Raw genomic sequence first — 15,861 nt, forward strand, 5'->3', positions numbered from 1 at the left:
GACAAATCTTGCTACGGATGTGATCTATGTCGCACTAATCTTGCCGTGGCTATTTTTGAAAATCCTTTTAAAACAATTGGATAAATATTTCTTTAAAGGGTCTCATATTTGCACCTATCCCACTGACGGTGGTCGGCACAAATTGTGTTGTCCAGATCAAGTACAGCGATGTCAGACAATGATTGGATCTCCTGTGTTCTAGGTTCCCACGTTGTTCTAATCATTGCGCTGCTCACTGACACGATTGGATTTGTGAGTGCAGCTGACCACCGTTTTTTTCTTCGACTAAACAGAATACGTGGGCCAGCTTATGTGGGATTATTCAGAAAAAGTTAAAGACCATTTCTTCTCACCGCGCAACGCCAAAGCCGTTGAACAGGCCAATGCAACCGGCGATGTCGGCTCCATTAGCTGCGGCGATGCATTGCGTTTAACTCTCAAAGTCGACCCTCAAACCGAGGTAATTGAACAAGCAGGATTCCAAACATTCGGTTGTGGCAGCGCCATTGCGTCGTCTTCCGCACTAACCGAAATCATTATCGGCAAGACCCTTGATCAGGCGTTAACGCTAACCAACCAAGACATTGCTGATTATCTCGATGGCTTACCGCCAGAAAAAATGCACTGCTCAGTAATGGGCATGGAAGCACTGCATGCGGCTATTGCTGATTACCGTGGCGAAACCATCGAAGATGATCACGAAGAAGGCGAGCTGATTTGCAAGTGCTTTGCCATTGACGATGAGTTAATTAAGCGGGTGGTCAGCCAAAACCAATTATCGACGCTAGAAGAAGTGATTCACTACACCAAGGCGGGCGGCGCATGTGCCGCATGCCATGAAAAAATTGAGTGGGTGCTCGAAGAATGCGTGGCCGATTATCAAAGTGCGGGCTCGGTTGAAATTGCCACTTCGCCAGCATCGATTGTTGAACGCATTCATCGAATTGAAGCGGTATTGAACGACGTCAGGCCGCAGTTACAAGCCGACGGTGGCGACGTTCAGCTGTCAGATGTTGAAGACGACATGGTCTTTCTTGCGCTGACCGGGGCTTGCTCTGGCTGCGGTTTGTCAGGCGCGACGCTGGCTATGATCGAACAAAAGCTCAGTGAAGCACTGGGCGAGCCAATCACTGTGTATCCGGTCGGAAGTTCGGCGCTCAGCAAAGCGCCACTGAAAGTTGTTGGAGGTGACCAATGAATCCAGCCAAATGTTGCAATGGCAGTAAAACCTGCGAACCCGCGTATTTGGATAACAACGCAACGACTCAAGTGGACGAGCAAGTCGTCGCCGCGATGTTGCCATTTTTAACCGAACACTATGGCAACCCATCGTCCATTCACAAATTTGGCGATCCGGTTGGCAAAGCGATCGAAGTTGCCCGCACTCAGGTACAACAACTGATTGGTGCCGAACATGCCACCGAGGTGATTTTCACCTCTTGCGCCACAGAGGCAACCAGCACCGCAATCTTATCGGCGGTCGAGGCATTTCCTGAGCGCAAAGAAATCATTACCTCGGTGGTTGAACATCCGGCCACCTTGCAGTTGTGTGAGCATCTTCAGCGCAAGGGTTACACCATTCACTGGATTGGTGTTGATAGCAAAGGCCGTATTGATATGGAGGCTTACCAAAACGCGCTCAGCGAGCGAGTTGCCATTATCAGCCTGATGTGGGCGAATAACGAAACGGGCACCATCTTCCCAATCCGTGGCATGGCTGAAATGGCCAAAAAACACGGCATTTTGTTCCATACCGATGCGGTTCAAGTCGCTGGTAAAGTGCCGATTCAAGTAGCGGGCAGCGGCATTGATCTGCTGTCACTATCGGGTCATAAATTCCATGCACCCAAAGGGATTGGCGCGCTTTATCTGCGCCGCGGTGCTAAGTTCCGCCCCTTGCTGCGCGGCGGCCACCAAGAACGCGGGCGCCGTGCTGGCACCGAGAATGCCAGTGGTATTGTGGCGCTTGGCAAAGCCGCCGAGCTGGCGGTCAATGCCATGCAGCGTGAGTCGGCTCGGATCGCCATGATGCGAGACCGCTTGGAGCATGGTTTGCTCGCTCGGGTGCCTTGTTCGTTTGTCACCGGCGACCCATCGCAGCGCGTTCCGAACACCAGCAATATCGCCTTTGAGTATGTCGAAGGTGAATCCATCTTGCTGATGTTGAACCAGTTCAATATTGCGGCTTCATCTGGATCGGCTTGTACCTCTGGCTCACTTGAACCCAGTCATGTAATGCGGGCAATGGATATTCCATACACCGCGGCCCATGGTGCGATTCGATTTTCGCTGTCGCGATACACCACTGAGGATATGATCGATCGGGTACTGGCCGAGTTGCCAGCCATTGTTGAACGGCTTCGCTCGATTTCGCCTTATTGGGATCCTGAGCAGAATTGTCCTCGCGAACAAGCATTTGAACCTGCTTACGGTTAACGATTATGGCTAGCTGTCAATCGCTCTCAGATGCGCCCGTTGTGATTAATGACACCACCTTGCGAGATGGTGAGCAGACCGCAGGCGTTGCTTTTAGCCTGACCGAAAAGTTGGCTATTGCCAGTGCGCTTGAGCAAGCGGGCGTGACGGAATTGGAAGTTGGCATTCCGGCAATGGGCCCAGCCGAACAAGAGGTGATTCAAGCAATTACCGCCTCACTAACCACGGCCGAAGCAATGGGCTGGTGTCGGATGTTGCCGCAGGACATTGCCTGTTGCCGCGGGCTGGGGCTGGACTGGGTGGACTTATCCATACCGGCTTCCGAGCAGCAACGGCAATCGAAGTTGGGCCTGACCGAATCGCAATTATTGGCACAAATCCCAGAGCGGGTGGCGCTGGCAAAGGACTTGGGGCTGCGGGTCTGCATTGGTCTCGAAGATGCCTCAAGGGCATCGTTAAGTAGCTTGTTACGTGTTGCTGATGCCGCCCAAGCAGCAGGTGCCAGCCGTATCCGCTATGCCGATACGTTGGGGATCTTAGAGCCGTTTGGCTGCTTCGAACAACTCAATGCGCTGGTTAATCACACCGATCTGCAAGTCGAAATGCATGCCCACAATGATTTGGGCTTGGCAACTGCAAACTCATTGGCGGCGGTGCGCGCAGGCGCTTATTCGGTCAATACGACCGTGGCTGGGTTAGGCGAGCGAGCGGGTAATGCACCACTTGAAGAAGTGGTGGCTGCGTTGGCGTTACTACCATCGTTACCGGCGCGCTCTGCGCCTGCGATTGCTCTGGCGAAGTTGCCGCAGATCTGTCAGCTAGTGGCGTTGTCATCTGGCCGCCAACTGAGTCAGCAAAAGAGCATTGTCGGCGAAGGTGTCTTTACCCACGAATCTGGCATTCATGTCGCCGGACTGTTGAAAGATCCCAACAACTATCAGGCCTTTCAGCCTGAAATTGTCGGCCGCAGTCATCAAATGGTACTCGGTAAGCACTCTGGAACGCGGGCGATTCAAGCGATTTATCAGCATCAGGGTATTGAGCTGAGTCATTCGCAAGCTCAGCAGCTCAGAGGCTGGCTGCGTGATTGGGCCGAATGTCACAAGCGCAACCCTAATCAATTGGAGTTAGCGGCATTTTATCAGCAGCTACAAACCATCAATTCAGAGCAGATTGTTGCGGCCTAGCCGTAGCCAACTGCATTTTAAGTGGAGGTCGAGCGATGTTAGCGCAAGCAACCGACATGGATTTAGCCATCGCAGAGCTGAATAGCGCCGAGTCGTTTCTCGAGTTTTTTAACGTCAGCTATCAACCGGCGTACCTGCGACCACGGCGGATCCGTTTTATGCGATTGTTTCGGCAGGAGCTGGAAAAGAATCATCCGCCACTGGATTGGAACGATTATTACCAAGCCGTTTTTCGCGCCTATTGCCTGCTCGAACGAGATGTCGCAATCGCCCTCAGTGGCGGTGCCTGCGGCGGCTGTGCGGGTTGTCAAAGCGACGATGACAGCCAATCAGAGCAAGGTTTGCAAGGGAGGAATTGTCGTCATGATTGATGCTAAATATGCCTATGGCACCAAGGTTCGTTTGATCGCCAATGTGCGTAATGATGGAAGTTTTCCAGGCAAAATGAAAGGTGATCTCTTGGTGCGCCGCGGTGCTGTCGGCTATGTACAGCAAGCGGGTTTACACCTGCAGGAACATGTTATTTATCAAGTTCATTTCATTGATTTAAACCTGATTATTGGTTGCAAAGAAAGCGAACTGATTGATGCCGCCGATCCTTGGGTCGACAACCTGTTTGAGTATGGAGACCGCGCCCAATTGACCCTGACGTTGGCTAGTCAGGGCATCACCCTCGTTGAAGCTGGCACCATTGTCTCGGTGCTTGCAGTGGAGCGGGATGATCCAACCAACATTCACTACCGCATTCAATGCGGCCAGCTCGATGTCTCGGTGCCCGCTCGCGCCCTGTGCGAAATCACTAGTAGTGCCAAGGAGTATGTGAATGACCACTTTGCTGCCTGAATCAAACACCAGTGCTGAGCGCAATCATGAAGCTGGATTGTCCTATTTGATGATGAAATCGAGCCTTGAGCAATTCGGCGTGATTTACTCGGAGTTAAAGTCCGAGCAATTACCGAAAGTGACCCGCCAAGCGGTTCATGCCCACCGTTTGCAGCGCAAAGTACTGGCGTCAGCGGAAGCCAGTCAGGTCCATTTAAATCAGGGCGAAGTCGAGCAGGCGGTGGCCGAGCTAGCCAAGCGATTTGCTCAGCAGCAAGATTTTGCCGCAACATTAGCCGCCAACCAACTCGATTCCGCGCAACTCAGACAAGCCTTGCACGATGAGCTCAAATGTCAGGCTGTGCTCAACTATGTTGGCTTGCGCGCAGGGCAGTGCAGTGAGCAGCAAGCGCTGGCTTACTATCAGAGTCACCCAGAGAAATTCAGTCAACCGGAGCGGCGTTACGCCCGCCACATTCTGATCACGGTGAATGATGATTTTGCCGAAAACACCCTCGATCAGGTTGAATTGCGCATCGCCGATATTTATCAACAACTGCAACGTAAAGGTCATTACGCCAGTCACTTTGGCTGGTTTGCTAAACGCTACTCGGAATGTCCAAGTGCGATGAATGATGGCGAGTTGGGTTGGGTAGAGCCAAACATCTTGTTTGCTGAGTTAGATCAGGCGTTGTTTACCATGGAAAGCGGACAGATCAGCGAGCCGATAGCAACCGAAGCCGGTTTGCATTTGTTGTATTGCCAACAAATAAGCGCCGCCCATACTGTTGCCTTTGAGCAGGCAAAAGATAAGATTTGCCAGACCTTAACGGCCCATGCGAGCAAGCGCGAGCAGAAGCGCTGGTTGTCGCAATTGTCGTAAGATTAATATTTTTCATGTGAGATTGAGAGCTTATTCAGCGAACAACAAGCCTGATTGCGGTATAGTTCGACGTTCCCAAGTTTTAGAGAAGTAATCAGGCATGGATCATTACAAATCCATCTTCGAGCTTGCACGGAAGGTGCTGGGAGATAGACGACTCGCAGAATCCTGGATGACCACAAAGTTGGCATCGTTGAACAATCAAACTCCGGAAGAGCTGCTAAAAAGCTCTGCCAACGGCCATAAAGAGTTGCAAGGCTACTTGTCGAACATGCTAGACGTCATGTGCGGCGCTAAGTAACTGCGGGTAAGTTACTTCCTCCAAGTAGGCTATACAGTTAGGCTATGTCACGTCATTAAACCGCCAGAGACAGGCGGTTTTTTTGTCGCTAGCGCCACAGAGATGCGGCGCTCTGAGGCCAACAGTTGTCAACATCAGCTTTGCCATGTCAGACTCATCACCAGAATAGCAACCGAAATGGAATTGTTCAGGACTGATGCTGTCGCTCAATATGGTTAACCTGATCCAGTTTGGCACCGCTTCAATTGCTGTGCTCGGCCTATTAATGCTTTGGCGCCAGCCTAGCTTTCGCGGTGTTGCTGTACTGATCGGTTTGATAGCTTTGGCATCACTGATTAATCTATTCGAAGATACGGGGCTCACCCGTAACATTTATCTCATCAGCCCAATTTTTGTCATGCTCTTTGGGCCAGCATCCTATCTAGCGACCAAGCATTTAGTTCTAGGCCAGCTTAGTCGTCATGATTATTGGCATTTATTACCTGCAGTGCCGTTTTTGCTGTTTACTGAATACGTCCAGTGGGTGATTGCCGCAGGCTCTGTGTGGCGTCTGATTTATGCAGGCATGACCGCTATGTTGTTAGTGCAATTTAAACGCATTATGGATGCTGAGCGTTCTGATTCAGATGATTACTCGCTGAATTGGTTGTTTTGGTTGGTCCTAGTGACAGCCGGATTTAACTTTGTTGATTTAGTGCGATTGAATAGTCAGCACATGATTTCACACCAGCTAAACGTGCTGGGGCAGGGCATCAACAATGGCATATGGTTAGTTGCCACCGGTTTCATTGTTTACAAACTTGCCAACCAAGGGCCAATTCCGCAACCAGTCGCCAACAGCAAGGTCGATGAACAACCCTCACCAAAGAAACTGGAAGCTGACCAATACCAGTCGATTTTTGCCGAGCTTGATCAATTATTCGTGGGTAACCAGTGGTTTTTAACGCCGCGGTTAACGCTAGCCGAAGTGGCCGAGTTAACCGGGATTCAGAGTCGCGATATTTCTCGAGCGATCAATACGGTCGCCCAAAAATCATTCAATGAATATGTCAACAACTATCGAGTTGAGTTTGTTTGCCATCAATTACAACAAAATGTCAGCCAGTCGCTCACTGACATCGCCTTAGCCGCAGGGTTCAGCTCAAAAGCTTCATTTAATCAGGTGTTTAAGCAATCAATGGGGGTCACACCCAGTGCTTATAAAGCTCAACAGCAAGTCTGAAATCATGATTCTGGTCGTCTAAAAGCATGATTTGAGGCGCAGCAAAGCCGTTTCATTCATAACGTTTCTCGCACTAATCGCGAGGAGTTAAACCATGAAATGTATCGCTGTTTTATTGATGAGTTTTGTCACCATATGTTGTGCTGCGCCAACGTCAAAGCCAGATTATCAACTCACTCAGAGTTTTGTCTTAACCAATATTAATGTCGTTGATGTCGAGGCCAAGCGCATTCACAGCAACCAAACCTTGGTTGTCGACAACGGCACTATTGCCCAGATCGCAGACACCTCAATTGCTGAGCAGCACGATCAATTTGCAGACCATCTGTTGATTGATGGCAAAAACGGCTATGTCACACCGGGGCTGATTGATATGCATGTGCATATCTATGAACCGGCAGCGTACTTGATGACATTGAGTCATGGCGTCACCCATGTCCGGATCATGAATGGTATACCTGCGCAACTGCGCTGGCAGAGAGCAATTGCAGCGGGTGAGTTGGTTGGTAGTTCCTCATCGGTCAGCAGCCCAATTATCTCTGGCTATGATGATGCCCAGTTGCATCACGTAGCACACACCGCCGAGCAAGCACGTCAAGCCGTGCGCCAGTATCATGATGATGGCTACGACCTGATCAAAGCCTATGGCAATCTCAATCAATCCGCATTAATAGCGCTGGTGGCAGAGGCTCGGAAGTTGAACATTGCCGTTGCCAAGCACGGTCCTCATGGCTCTGGCGATATGACGCTGGCTGAGTTGGCTGGTTTACAGTCATTTGAACACGTCGAAGATATCTTTCAGGGGCCAATGAACTACCAGTTTGACCCGCATTATCTCGACAAAGCCGTGGCGGCGATAAGCAAAACACAAGTCCCAGTGACGCCAACGCTCAATATCTTTGATCAGCTCACTCAACTAAGTCAGGGCAAACAAGCGTATTTGGATTCAATTCCTACTCGCTACACGCCGGATATCATTGCCTTTGAAGCGTCTGGAAACCAAGTGAAACGCTGGCTGGATGCCTCTGAGGCGATGGCCAATCATAACCAGCGAGTGTTGGAATTTCTGTTGTTTATCACCAAAAAGCTCAAAGAAATGGGCGTGCCTTTGCTGGTGGGTTCTGACTCAGGAGTGTTGCTTTCGCCGCACGGGCTGGCAACTCACAATGAAATGGCGTTAATGCAGCGAGCCGGGTTGTCATCTTTCGACGTTCTGCAAGCAGCAACCATTAACGCCGCCAAAGCGCTCAAAATGGAGCATCAACTAGGGCGAATTGCGCTCGGTAATCAGGCCGATTTTATTTACTCTCAGGTCAATCCCATTGACGATTTATCGGCGCTAAAAGAACCTGACGCAGTGATTAAAAATGGTCATTGGTACTCTCACGAGCAACTCGTTGCGATGCGAGAGCAAGCGATTGAAGAGCGCAGCATTTGGCGCGAAATCCGTGTGTTGTTTGAAGCGATCTAGCTCAGATTGCTTTTAATACCTGTTTCAATTGCTTGAGTTGAGTGGCTCCTCTTTGGCCACTGTATTGCAGCGCCATGAATTGTTCGATCCAAGTTTTGATCGCAGCTTGCTTATGCTCGGGTAGGTGGTTCAGTTGCTGCAAAATAGCGTTTGGAGAGCGTGATTCATCAGCTGTTATTCCTAAGCGGCTGAGCTTTTTCAACATCGCCTGATACAGCAACACCGTTTCATCGGTTTGCGGCTTACGCCAGGGTTTCGCTTGCAGCAGCGCTACGGCGGCGATAAAACCGGCGATGGCCAGCACCAAACTCATCAGCAACTGGCGCCAATCGAATTCGCCAAACCATTTTTTCAGCAACTCAAGTTGCTGCTGTTGTTTGTAATTCAATACATTGCGGTGCCACAAGTACTCCAACCGATCCCACTGCTGACGCCATGAGGTTAGCCACTCGCTGCGGCTAAAACGCCAGCTGGTTAGCGCTTCAGACTGCTCAAACTGTTGTTCCCGAAGACTCTCGGCAAACGGCATTTCAATGCGCTCGGGGGCAATTGCCGCGGTCGGATCGAGGCGCACCCAGCCACGGTCATCTTGCCAATATTCAACCCAAGCATGAGCATCATATTGGCGCACTTGTAAGTAGTTGGCTTGCTCATCCCATTCGCCGCCTTGATAGCCACCAACTACTCGAGTTGGAATGCCGGCAACCCTCAACATTAATGCAAAGGCACTGGCGTAATGAGCGCAAAACCCGCGTTGATGATTAAACCAAAAGTCATCAACCGCATGTTGACCAGCCAATGGTGGCGACAGCGTATAAGCATAATCTTGTTGCCTCACCGTTTGCAGTAAAGTTGTAACAAACTGCGTAGCGTTAGGCTGACGTTGCCAAAGGTCTTGGGCATATTGTTGGATCTGAGGATTGAGCGCTTCGGGGTAGCTGAGGTATGTCTGCCGGTGTTGGTCGAGTAATTGCCTGTCGATGGTTAGCTCCGCAGCGCCTCGTTGTTGGGTGACCACTGGATATTGGATGCGCTGCAACACCGGACGGCGATGAATTAAGCGCTGATCGGCCACCAAGCCAATGTTGTTATCGGCACTGTAGGGCGCATCAAGCGCCGGTAACCAATGTTGCTGTGATGGCTCCAAAATTACCCGATATTCGGGCGTTGTCGCTGAGTTGGCCAACCATGGTTGTGGTCGCTCCGGCCATGATATCCAGGGGGTATTTTTGCTGTCGAGGGGCTTCGGCCAAGGGCCATGAGCAACCGGATCGCGGCCAAACCAAAGGGTATTGGCTTGCTGCCAGCGTCTGCCATCGAACTCGGTCATGATCACTGCTCGCCAATAGAGTGCCGACTGGCTCGGGCGCGGACCATCAAAGCTGACTCGAAAGGCCAGCGTATCGGAGCGGATCAACTGTGACATATCGCCCGGTGACATACTGTCTGACAAGCCCGTTTGACCTTGACCAGAATTCACTGAAATTTGCCAAATTGGCGGCAACCGAGGCACCAAAATAAACAGTGCCACGGCAATCGGTGCGGCCAGCACATAGAGTAAGCCTGCGACCTTGAGTGGCTGCCGCCACTGTACCTTTGGGCCAATGTGATTGAGGCCAACCCAACAACACAGCAGCACGAAAAAACTAATGGCCGTGGCAATAGAGACCACTAAGGTTTGCGACAGCAGTAGATTCACCGCCAGCAACAGTATCGCCAGCACCAGCACTAGCAATGCATCGCGAAGGTTTCTCAGTTCAATCAGTTTGAAGATGAAGCCAAACGCCAGCAACAATGCAAACCCTTTTAGGTGGACGATTCGCCCCTCAAGCAACAACACTAGGGCAATACAAACCACCACCGCGAGACCACTAAACCAAACGTCCGGCGGCGAGATCCGGCCATTCAGAATGGCCAAGCGCCAACTCCAGCAAGCCAGGCTCATGATCATTAACCACATTGGCAAGTTGAAGGCCAGTGGCACCAGCACTGCCAATTGCAGCACCATCAACCAGATGAGCGCGGTGCGGCTAACGGGGCGCTGCTGCAGCATCTTGCGCTCCTGTTGTGTGATTGGTTGCAGTGATGGGCTGCAGCGCCAACTGAGTTAAACAATTGATCAGGTGTTTGGCGCCACGATTCGGCTCAATGCTGCCATCAAGCAGCACCAAACCAAAGTCCACCGGTTGTTGTTGCAACTGCAAACACCAGTAACAAAGCTGACTGATTTTCGATTCATGATCAGGCCCAGGCATGTCTTGATAATTGAGCCAGAGGCGCTGGTCCTGATGCTGCTCAAACTGCTTGCTGACCCAATTTGCTGGCCGCTTTGCACTGGCTTTCCAGGCTATGTGATGGAGTGGATCGGAGCTGATGTAAGGACGCACCGAAGACAATTCATCAAAACCGGCGGCGGCATCATGACGGCTCGATTGGTTGCTGTGAATGGCTGACGTATCGAGCGCTTGGCTGGCGAGCGGCTTTGGAAAAACCAATGCTTGGGTATCAAATGCAACACTGCTCCAAGCCCGAAACAGCATGAGTGGATAGTAGCTCACGACTTGCAAGCGCTCAGGCTTGAGGTAACCGCGCTTCGTGGTTGGGTAAAAAACTTGCTGCAAGGTTTGCTGATGGGCGGGTACGTCAAAGCGAGTGGTTTGTTGCGGCTGCCAGAATAGCTCAATGGCATAACGCCCGCGCTGATCATTGGTTGCGACTTGAATGTCAAAACCCAGATCATCACCAGCGTGAACATGGCGGCAGCCTTTAAACGTGAGCACCAACCCAGCCAAGCTACGAAAGGTCCAGTGCAACGCTAACAACCAGATGGCAATCAGTGCGAAACACACGGCAAACACCATGCTGTTTTCATAGTTAATGGCGAGCATAAACAACAGGGCAATTAACACCAGCACACCCAACCCTAAGCGCGTCGGCAAGATCATGATGTTGCTTAGTCCCAGCTCTACTTGTTGTGCTGGCGGCAGTTTACGTTTGATCCAGCGCTGAATGGGACGTTGTAACCAGCGCCTTAGTGTTTGATTCAAGCCCGTCATAGCGGTTTGTTGCGCAGCTGGCTACGCGACAACGGCAACGCGTTGCAGCAACTGCTGGCAAAGGGCGGTGCCGGTTTGACCAAACTGATCACTCGGTTCATGGAGCCGGTGTTCAACCACCGCTGGCAAAACCGCTTGCACATCCTCTGGTAACACATGTTGGCGATCATGCAGCATGGCCCAGCAGCGCGCGCATTGCAGCAGTGCCAGGCTGGCTCGAGGTGATAAACCGACCGCGAAATTAGTCTGACTTCGGCTGAATTCGACTAATCGTTGCACGTAATCATAAATGGCTTCGGCACAATGAATTGTTTGTGCTTGCTGTTGCCATTGCGCAAATGCCTCGATAGTCATCACTGGATTGATGTGATCCAATCGATTTCGGCCAGCCTCGCCCTTCAGCATCTGGCGTTCGGCCTGCGCACTTGGATAGCCAATTGAAATGCGCATCAAAAAGCGATCGAGTTGCGATTCGGGCAGTGCAAAGGTGCCCGACTGAAATACCGGATTCTGGGTTGCAATCACAAAAAATGGCTTGGGCAATTGGCGAGTCTGGCCATCGACGGTCACTTGTCGTTCTTCCATGGCCTCAAGCAGGGCACTTTGGGTTTTTGGGGTGGCACGATTGATTTCATCGGCCAGTAACAGCTGGCTGAATACTGGCCCAGCAACAAATTCGAACTGCTCTGTTTTGGGCGAGTAGACACTGACGCCGGTAATATCGGATGGCAATAAATCGCTGGTAAATTGGACCCGCTGAAACGCCAGGCCGAGTGCTTTTGCCAGCGCGTGGGCGAGGGTGGTTTTGCCCATACCCGGTAAGTCTTCAATCAGCAGGTGGCCGCCGCTGAGCATGCAACACACGGCGAGTTCAATCACCTCGCGCTTGCCGCTTAGCGCTTTTTCCACTTCATCGATCAATTGTTGTAATTGAGACACACCACGCTCCTGCCGACCGAATGGGTTTCACCAACAACCACTGTGGCGCGTTGAGAAGCAAGCGTCAAGAGAGGCAAGCCTGCGTCTACAATGAATTTTGCTGTATCTGTGGTGTTGCTGTCGATTGGTTGTCAGTTGCTGCGTGCTAACATTTGTGTGGGAAGAAGAGTCACTAAACGATCGGGAAAAAATATTTGAATTTCTTTACGATTTTAACCCTGTTGCAGCTGATAAAACCGATGAAATAATTGAGCAAAAAGTTGAGTTATTGCTAGAACAGCCTCTAATGGGGGGGGCCAGCGAGACGGTATACGTGGCGGGCTTTTGATCATTCCTGATATATCTATGGTTGTTTCGTATTGGGTAGATGGCCCAACTATTCGTGTAATGCGTGCGCTTCACATGAAGCAGAAATTCCCAACGTTATTGCTTACTCAACAGAAACTTGCGTAAATCTCTCTCAGAACGCATAACAAACAGAATAAACACCTTGTCGCCGTCTTGCTTATAGAAAACACGACATGGATTAACGACAACTTCACGATAACTTAAATGTTCTAGTTCGGGGGGAATACGACCTGACTCTGGGAAAGTTTGTAGTCGTTCGACTTTAGAGAAGATCGTTTGTACTAAATGCTTTGCAGCCACAGTATTTTCAAGTGCGATGTATTCAGCGATATCGTTGAGGTCAGATAACGCTGGTTCAGTCCAGATTACTTCAGCCATTTTGACATTTTGTTCTTGGCTTCATCATGACTTACCACTTTACCGTCGGCTAGTGCACGCTCACCTCGTGCAACCCCCTCAAGAATAGCCAAACGATTTTGCATAAATTCGTAGTCATCAACATCAATTAGATACGCAGATGGCTTACCATGCTCAGTAATTAACACTGGTTCTTTAGTGTCGTGGAGATCGGCAAGGATCTTTGTTGCTTGGCGTTTGAGTGATGTAACTAGTTCTACTTTCATGAGAGCGGCTCCAAAGAAACACTAAAGTGATACTATTCTATCACTTTGAGTACAACAAGCCCCATGACGGCTAACGCTCTAGTAATGCGCGACAAGCGCGGAGCTCTTTTTGTGTATGATTGCGAGCCACACAAAAATGGCAGAGCGCTTGACGTCGGAATTGATTGGCTTGTTAGTTGTTCTTGTATACGTCTGAACGATGGCCGACCTTGACCACATTAATTACAAGCACATCATCTTTGATGTTATACACGATTCTATAAAGCCCTTGACGCACTCGGTAACACTCTTGACCGGAAAGCTTGATGCAGCCCTCTCCGCGAGGGTTCTCTGCAAGAGTATCAATGCGAGCTAGAATACGAGCCACGTCTTTATTCGGAATGTTACGAAGATCTTTTGAAACCGACTTTTTGAAGGTGATTTTATATTTTTCCATGTTTCTTCAAATCGTCGAGCAAGGCTTCATAACTAATTTCTTCTTCGTCAGCTCGGGCTGATAAGGCTTGAAGGTCCTCTTGATCCTCACGCATAAGTAAACGAACAGCTTCATCAATGAGCTCAGAAACTGAGACGTTTGTAGAAGCGGCGCGAACCTTTAAAGCCTGATGAATGGCGGGCTCAAAGTAAACCGTTGATCTTTTTGATAAGTTACTCATTATTCCTCTCCGCTAGAGTATAATCAACAACATTATAACTCCATAACATCACAATGTCGCGATGACATCACTCAAAGATCGACTAACGCCACGTTAAGTAGCGAGCAACACAAACTACCAAACCTAAACCACTGTGCCGTAAACACTAAAGCTGAATCAAACCGAAAATGCCGAGCGTTGCGAATCGCCCTTAAACGCTTTGTTAGTTCACCTTTTTGCACAAATCGCACGATTTAATCATATTGACTGTTTTGTGCGACAAACTATAATCTTACTGTAATTCCAAATTTGGAGATTGAGCATGCACACCCTAACAGCAAATGATGCCAAGCGTAACTTTGGTGAGCTGCTTCTAAGCGCACAGCGTGAGCCAGTAAAGATTAGCAAAAACAGTAAAGATGCCGTGGTGGTAATGTCTATCAAAGACTATGAAGAGCTAGAGGCAATGAAAACTGATTACCTTAAACATTGTTTCGAGTTAGCTAAACAAGACTTAGCACAAGGCAATGTAGTTGATGGTGAAGATTTCCTAAACGCCTTGTAACCTACTATGCACAAGAATAAATACAAACTAAGTAAATTGGCTCAGGCTCATTTACAAAAAATAAAAAGCTATACCATCAACAACTTTTCTGAAATGCAGTGGAATAACTATAAAGATACATTGCTAACTGGGTTTCAAATGCTTGCCGACAATCCAGCCGTAGGTCGCAGTTGCAATGAGATTTATCCACGTGGTTTTTATTTCCCGGTAGGAAAACACACAGCTTACTTTACAAAGGAAGACGGTTTTATTTTAATTGTGGCTGTACTTGGTCGACCGCAACTCCCACAAAACCACTTGTAGCTAAGGTATCACCCTAAATAGAAACTGGGATGATGCTCTTGATTGGTAAGCTAACGCCGCAATAAGCGGAAAATTATAGTTGGCTAAAATGTTTGAGGCACGAAAAACAGCCAACTGTAAATTTTCCGTTTAAATGCCTTGTTAGCTCACGCTTACAACACTGCTAGTATTGCTGAAACTATCGAAGCTACGCTGCCAAGTTGAGGTAAAGTACTTAATAACCTTTTTACTGCACCTTTTTTAGGTTTTTCTTGTTTAGCTAAATCTTCGCAAGCGATAACGGATTCAATATTTTCTTGAATTTCTTCTTGAGAAATTTTTAATGAATTAATTTCTGTTTTTAGACTTGAAAATAATTCATCCAGTTCATTATTTGTGTTTGTTATTGAGGCATTTTGAGTATTACCATCACCAATAATATTTTGCTGAATTACATTTTCAGCATGATGAATGATTTGAAATATTGAGCTCGTTACTTCATCAGAGTTATCTGATGGTAATTCATCCTCAATATCTCCTAAACGATAACCCAATTCTCTAAATAATGGCTCAGAAACCACTTCATTAAAAGCATATATATGTGCGTCTATTTGGTTTGTCCCTACGACGAGATACTCACAACAAAATGACAAGTAACTTATCTCTTTACTGTTAATACGGCAAAGTAACTGATACATGATAGATAAACGGTCATCAAGGTTCGTAGGGAAACTTAATTTTCCTCTACTGTTACTCCCGTACCAAGTATCAAAATCAACAGATTGATTCTGAATTAACTGCTCATCTATTTGCTGAAAAAAAGAATCGCTTTTAAAATATGATACAAGTAGATTTAATCGATCTTCAAATGAATTCATATCCGAGCTAGTTAAGTCTCTAGAGTAATCCTCAAAGCGCTGAATGCTTTTTCTAATTTTTCCAGCCTTCATAATAATCCTTTAAATGTGAAAATAGTGCCCGACATCGAAAGTGAGCTAGACATCATGATTCCCTGAGCTGAAGTGTCGATCTCCTGCGCTTTATCGTGGGTTAGTCGAACCAGAGCCACACTGTTAATGGGCGTTACTCGT

General features: G+C 48.8%; 20 protein-coding genes. 12 read left to right on the forward strand and 8 right to left on the reverse strand.

Features of this window, described 5'->3' with window-relative positions; all coding sequences use genetic code 11:
• Positions 1-310 precede the first annotated feature (310 nt).
• The 9 genes from nifU (at position 311) to IC617_RS14915 (ending at position 8,322) form a co-directional block, all read left to right on the forward strand.
• Positions 311-1,198 carry a Fe-S cluster assembly protein NifU gene (gene nifU, locus IC617_RS14875; RefSeq protein ID WP_191145776.1) on the forward strand — a complete coding sequence of 296 codons (888 nt, stop codon included), beginning with the start codon at positions 311-313 and terminating at the stop codon, positions 1,196-1,198.
• Positions 1,195-2,436, forward strand: coding sequence for a cysteine desulfurase NifS (nifS, locus tag IC617_RS14880; protein ID WP_191145777.1), 1,242 nt, complete (start codon positions 1,195-1,197; stop codon positions 2,434-2,436). The genes nifU and nifS overlap by 4 nt, the downstream gene beginning before the upstream one ends.
• A 5-nt stretch (positions 2,437-2,441) precedes the next feature.
• Entirely contained in the window at positions 2,442-3,623 is a 1,182-nt protein-coding gene (gene nifV, locus IC617_RS14885; protein WP_191145778.1) for a homocitrate synthase, read from the forward strand.
• Between the two features lie 35 nt (positions 3,624-3,658).
• Complete coding sequence (locus tag IC617_RS14890) at positions 3,659-3,994, forward strand: nitrogenase-stabilizing/protective protein NifW (RefSeq protein WP_191145779.1); 336 nt, start codon at positions 3,659-3,661, stop codon at positions 3,992-3,994.
• Complete coding sequence (locus IC617_RS14895; protein ID WP_191145780.1) at positions 3,987-4,466, forward strand: nitrogen fixation protein NifZ; 480 nt, start codon at positions 3,987-3,989, stop codon at positions 4,464-4,466. The genes IC617_RS14890 and IC617_RS14895 overlap by 8 nt, the downstream gene beginning before the upstream one ends.
• The gene (gene nifM / locus IC617_RS14900) at positions 4,447-5,328 is read left to right on the forward strand and encodes a nitrogen fixation protein NifM (RefSeq protein ID WP_191145781.1); all 882 of its coding nucleotides are present in this window, start codon (positions 4,447-4,449) and stop codon (positions 5,326-5,328) included. The genes IC617_RS14895 and nifM overlap by 20 nt, the downstream gene beginning before the upstream one ends.
• Positions 5,329-5,428: 100 nt before the next feature.
• Complete coding sequence (locus IC617_RS14905; protein ID WP_191145782.1) at positions 5,429-5,629, forward strand: MbcA/ParS/Xre antitoxin family protein; 201 nt, start codon at positions 5,429-5,431, stop codon at positions 5,627-5,629.
• Between the two features lie 196 nt (positions 5,630-5,825).
• Positions 5,826-6,851 (forward strand): helix-turn-helix domain-containing protein, encoded by a 1,026-nt coding sequence (locus tag IC617_RS14910; protein WP_191145783.1) that lies wholly within the window; start codon positions 5,826-5,828, stop codon positions 6,849-6,851.
• A 94-nt stretch (positions 6,852-6,945) separates the two neighbouring features.
• Complete coding sequence (locus tag IC617_RS14915) at positions 6,946-8,322, forward strand: amidohydrolase family protein (protein WP_191145784.1); 1,377 nt, start codon at positions 6,946-6,948, stop codon at positions 8,320-8,322.
• Position 8,323: 1 nt separating this feature from the next.
• Here IC617_RS14915 and IC617_RS14920 read toward each other — a convergent pair whose 3' ends face one another.
• The 3 genes from IC617_RS14920 to IC617_RS14930 are packed head-to-tail and all read right to left on the reverse strand — an operon-like array spanning position 8,324 to position 12,317.
• The gene (locus IC617_RS14920) at positions 8,324-10,375 is read right to left on the reverse strand and encodes a transglutaminase TgpA family protein (protein ID WP_191145785.1); all 2,052 of its coding nucleotides are present in this window, start codon (positions 10,373-10,375) and stop codon (positions 8,324-8,326) included.
• The gene (locus tag IC617_RS14925) at positions 10,353-11,378 is read right to left on the reverse strand and encodes a DUF58 domain-containing protein (RefSeq protein ID WP_191145786.1); all 1,026 of its coding nucleotides are present in this window, start codon (positions 11,376-11,378) and stop codon (positions 10,353-10,355) included. Before IC617_RS14925 ends, IC617_RS14920 begins: the two co-directional genes overlap by 23 nt.
• A gap of 21 nt (positions 11,379-11,399) precedes the next feature.
• Entirely contained in the window at positions 11,400-12,317 is a 918-nt protein-coding gene (locus tag IC617_RS14930; RefSeq protein ID WP_369410412.1) for an AAA family ATPase, read from the reverse strand.
• A 154-nt stretch (positions 12,318-12,471) separates the two neighbouring features.
• Here IC617_RS14930 and IC617_RS18890 point away from each other — a divergent pair, with 154 nt between their 5' ends.
• The gene (locus tag IC617_RS18890) at positions 12,472-12,645 is read left to right on the forward strand and encodes a type II toxin-antitoxin system RelE/ParE family toxin (RefSeq protein WP_369410413.1); all 174 of its coding nucleotides are present in this window, start codon (positions 12,472-12,474) and stop codon (positions 12,643-12,645) included.
• 95 nt (positions 12,646-12,740) lie between these two features.
• On the opposite strand, the gene IC617_RS14940 is transcribed toward IC617_RS18890, so the two are convergent.
• The 4 genes from IC617_RS14940 to IC617_RS14955 form a co-directional block, all read right to left on the reverse strand.
• The gene (locus tag IC617_RS14940; protein ID WP_191145787.1) at positions 12,741-13,043 is read right to left on the reverse strand and encodes a type II toxin-antitoxin system RelE/ParE family toxin; all 303 of its coding nucleotides are present in this window, start codon (positions 13,041-13,043) and stop codon (positions 12,741-12,743) included.
• Positions 13,031-13,288 (reverse strand): type II toxin-antitoxin system Phd/YefM family antitoxin, encoded by a 258-nt coding sequence (locus IC617_RS14945; protein ID WP_191145788.1) that lies wholly within the window; start codon positions 13,286-13,288, stop codon positions 13,031-13,033. The genes IC617_RS14940 and IC617_RS14945 overlap by 13 nt, the downstream gene beginning before the upstream one ends.
• 172 nt (positions 13,289-13,460) lie before the next feature.
• The gene (locus IC617_RS14950; RefSeq protein WP_191145789.1) at positions 13,461-13,724 is read right to left on the reverse strand and encodes a type II toxin-antitoxin system RelE family toxin; all 264 of its coding nucleotides are present in this window, start codon (positions 13,722-13,724) and stop codon (positions 13,461-13,463) included.
• Positions 13,711-13,944 carry an RH3 domain-containing protein gene (locus IC617_RS14955; RefSeq protein ID WP_191145790.1) on the reverse strand — a complete coding sequence of 78 codons (234 nt, stop codon included), beginning with the start codon at positions 13,942-13,944 and terminating at the stop codon, positions 13,711-13,713. The genes IC617_RS14950 and IC617_RS14955 overlap by 14 nt, the downstream gene beginning before the upstream one ends.
• A 301-nt stretch (positions 13,945-14,245) precedes the next feature.
• Between IC617_RS14955 and IC617_RS14960 the strand changes: the two genes are divergently transcribed.
• On the forward strand, positions 14,246-14,488 hold the full coding sequence (locus IC617_RS14960; protein ID WP_191145791.1) for a type II toxin-antitoxin system Phd/YefM family antitoxin: 243 nt from the start codon (positions 14,246-14,248) through the stop codon (positions 14,486-14,488).
• Between the two features lie 6 nt (positions 14,489-14,494).
• Positions 14,495-14,791, forward strand: a complete 297-nt coding sequence (locus tag IC617_RS14965; protein ID WP_191145792.1) for a type II toxin-antitoxin system RelE/ParE family toxin — start codon at positions 14,495-14,497, stop codon at positions 14,789-14,791.
• 152 nt (positions 14,792-14,943) lie between these two features.
• Here the strand turns inward: IC617_RS14965 and IC617_RS14970 are convergent, their stop codons facing one another.
• Positions 14,944-15,720 (reverse strand): hypothetical protein, encoded by a 777-nt coding sequence (locus IC617_RS14970; RefSeq protein WP_191145793.1) that lies wholly within the window; start codon positions 15,718-15,720, stop codon positions 14,944-14,946.
• Between the last annotated feature and the right edge of the window lie 141 nt (positions 15,721-15,861).

It is taken from the genome of Neiella litorisoli, assembly GCF_014773395.1.
In the GTDB taxonomy this organism is placed as follows: domain Bacteria; phylum Pseudomonadota; class Gammaproteobacteria; order Enterobacterales; family Neiellaceae; genus Neiella; species Neiella litorisoli.

Excerpts from the sequence above, each read along its gene's own strand:
- IC617_RS14890 (WP_191145779.1), top strand. The coding sequence starts at position 3,659 with ATGTTAGCGCAAGCAACCGACATGGATTTAGCCATCGCAGAGCTGAAT.
- IC617_RS14960 (WP_191145791.1), top strand. The coding sequence starts at position 14,246 with ATGCACACCCTAACAGCAAATGATGCCAAGCGTAACTTTGGTGAGCTG.
- IC617_RS14940 (WP_191145787.1), bottom strand. The coding sequence starts at position 13,043 with ATGGCTGAAGTAATCTGGACTGAACCAGCGTTATCTGACCTCAACGAT.
- IC617_RS14945 (WP_191145788.1), bottom strand. The coding sequence starts at position 13,288 with ATGAAAGTAGAACTAGTTACATCACTCAAACGCCAAGCAACAAAGATC.
- nifV (WP_191145778.1), top strand. The coding sequence starts at position 2,442 with ATGGCTAGCTGTCAATCGCTCTCAGATGCGCCCGTTGTGATTAATGAC.
- nifM (WP_191145781.1), top strand. The coding sequence starts at position 4,447 with ATGACCACTTTGCTGCCTGAATCAAACACCAGTGCTGAGCGCAATCAT.
- IC617_RS14955 (WP_191145790.1), bottom strand. The coding sequence starts at position 13,944 with ATGAGTAACTTATCAAAAAGATCAACGGTTTACTTTGAGCCCGCCATT.
- IC617_RS14950 (WP_191145789.1), bottom strand. The coding sequence starts at position 13,724 with ATGGAAAAATATAAAATCACCTTCAAAAAGTCGGTTTCAAAAGATCTT.
- IC617_RS14970 (WP_191145793.1), bottom strand. The coding sequence starts at position 15,720 with ATGAAGGCTGGAAAAATTAGAAAAAGCATTCAGCGCTTTGAGGATTAC.
- IC617_RS14925 (WP_191145786.1), bottom strand. The coding sequence starts at position 11,378 with ATGACGGGCTTGAATCAAACACTAAGGCGCTGGTTACAACGTCCCATT.
- IC617_RS14905 (WP_191145782.1), top strand. The coding sequence starts at position 5,429 with ATGGATCATTACAAATCCATCTTCGAGCTTGCACGGAAGGTGCTGGGA.
- IC617_RS14965 (WP_191145792.1), top strand. The coding sequence starts at position 14,495 with ATGCACAAGAATAAATACAAACTAAGTAAATTGGCTCAGGCTCATTTA.
- IC617_RS14895 (WP_191145780.1), top strand. The coding sequence starts at position 3,987 with ATGATTGATGCTAAATATGCCTATGGCACCAAGGTTCGTTTGATCGCC.
- nifS (WP_191145777.1), top strand. The coding sequence starts at position 1,195 with ATGAATCCAGCCAAATGTTGCAATGGCAGTAAAACCTGCGAACCCGCG.
- IC617_RS14915 (WP_191145784.1), top strand. The coding sequence starts at position 6,946 with ATGAAATGTATCGCTGTTTTATTGATGAGTTTTGTCACCATATGTTGT.
- IC617_RS14920 (WP_191145785.1), bottom strand. The coding sequence starts at position 10,375 with ATGCTGCAGCAGCGCCCCGTTAGCCGCACCGCGCTCATCTGGTTGATG.
- IC617_RS14910 (WP_191145783.1), top strand. The coding sequence starts at position 5,826 with ATGCTGTCGCTCAATATGGTTAACCTGATCCAGTTTGGCACCGCTTCA.
- nifU (WP_191145776.1), top strand. The coding sequence starts at position 311 with ATGTGGGATTATTCAGAAAAAGTTAAAGACCATTTCTTCTCACCGCGC.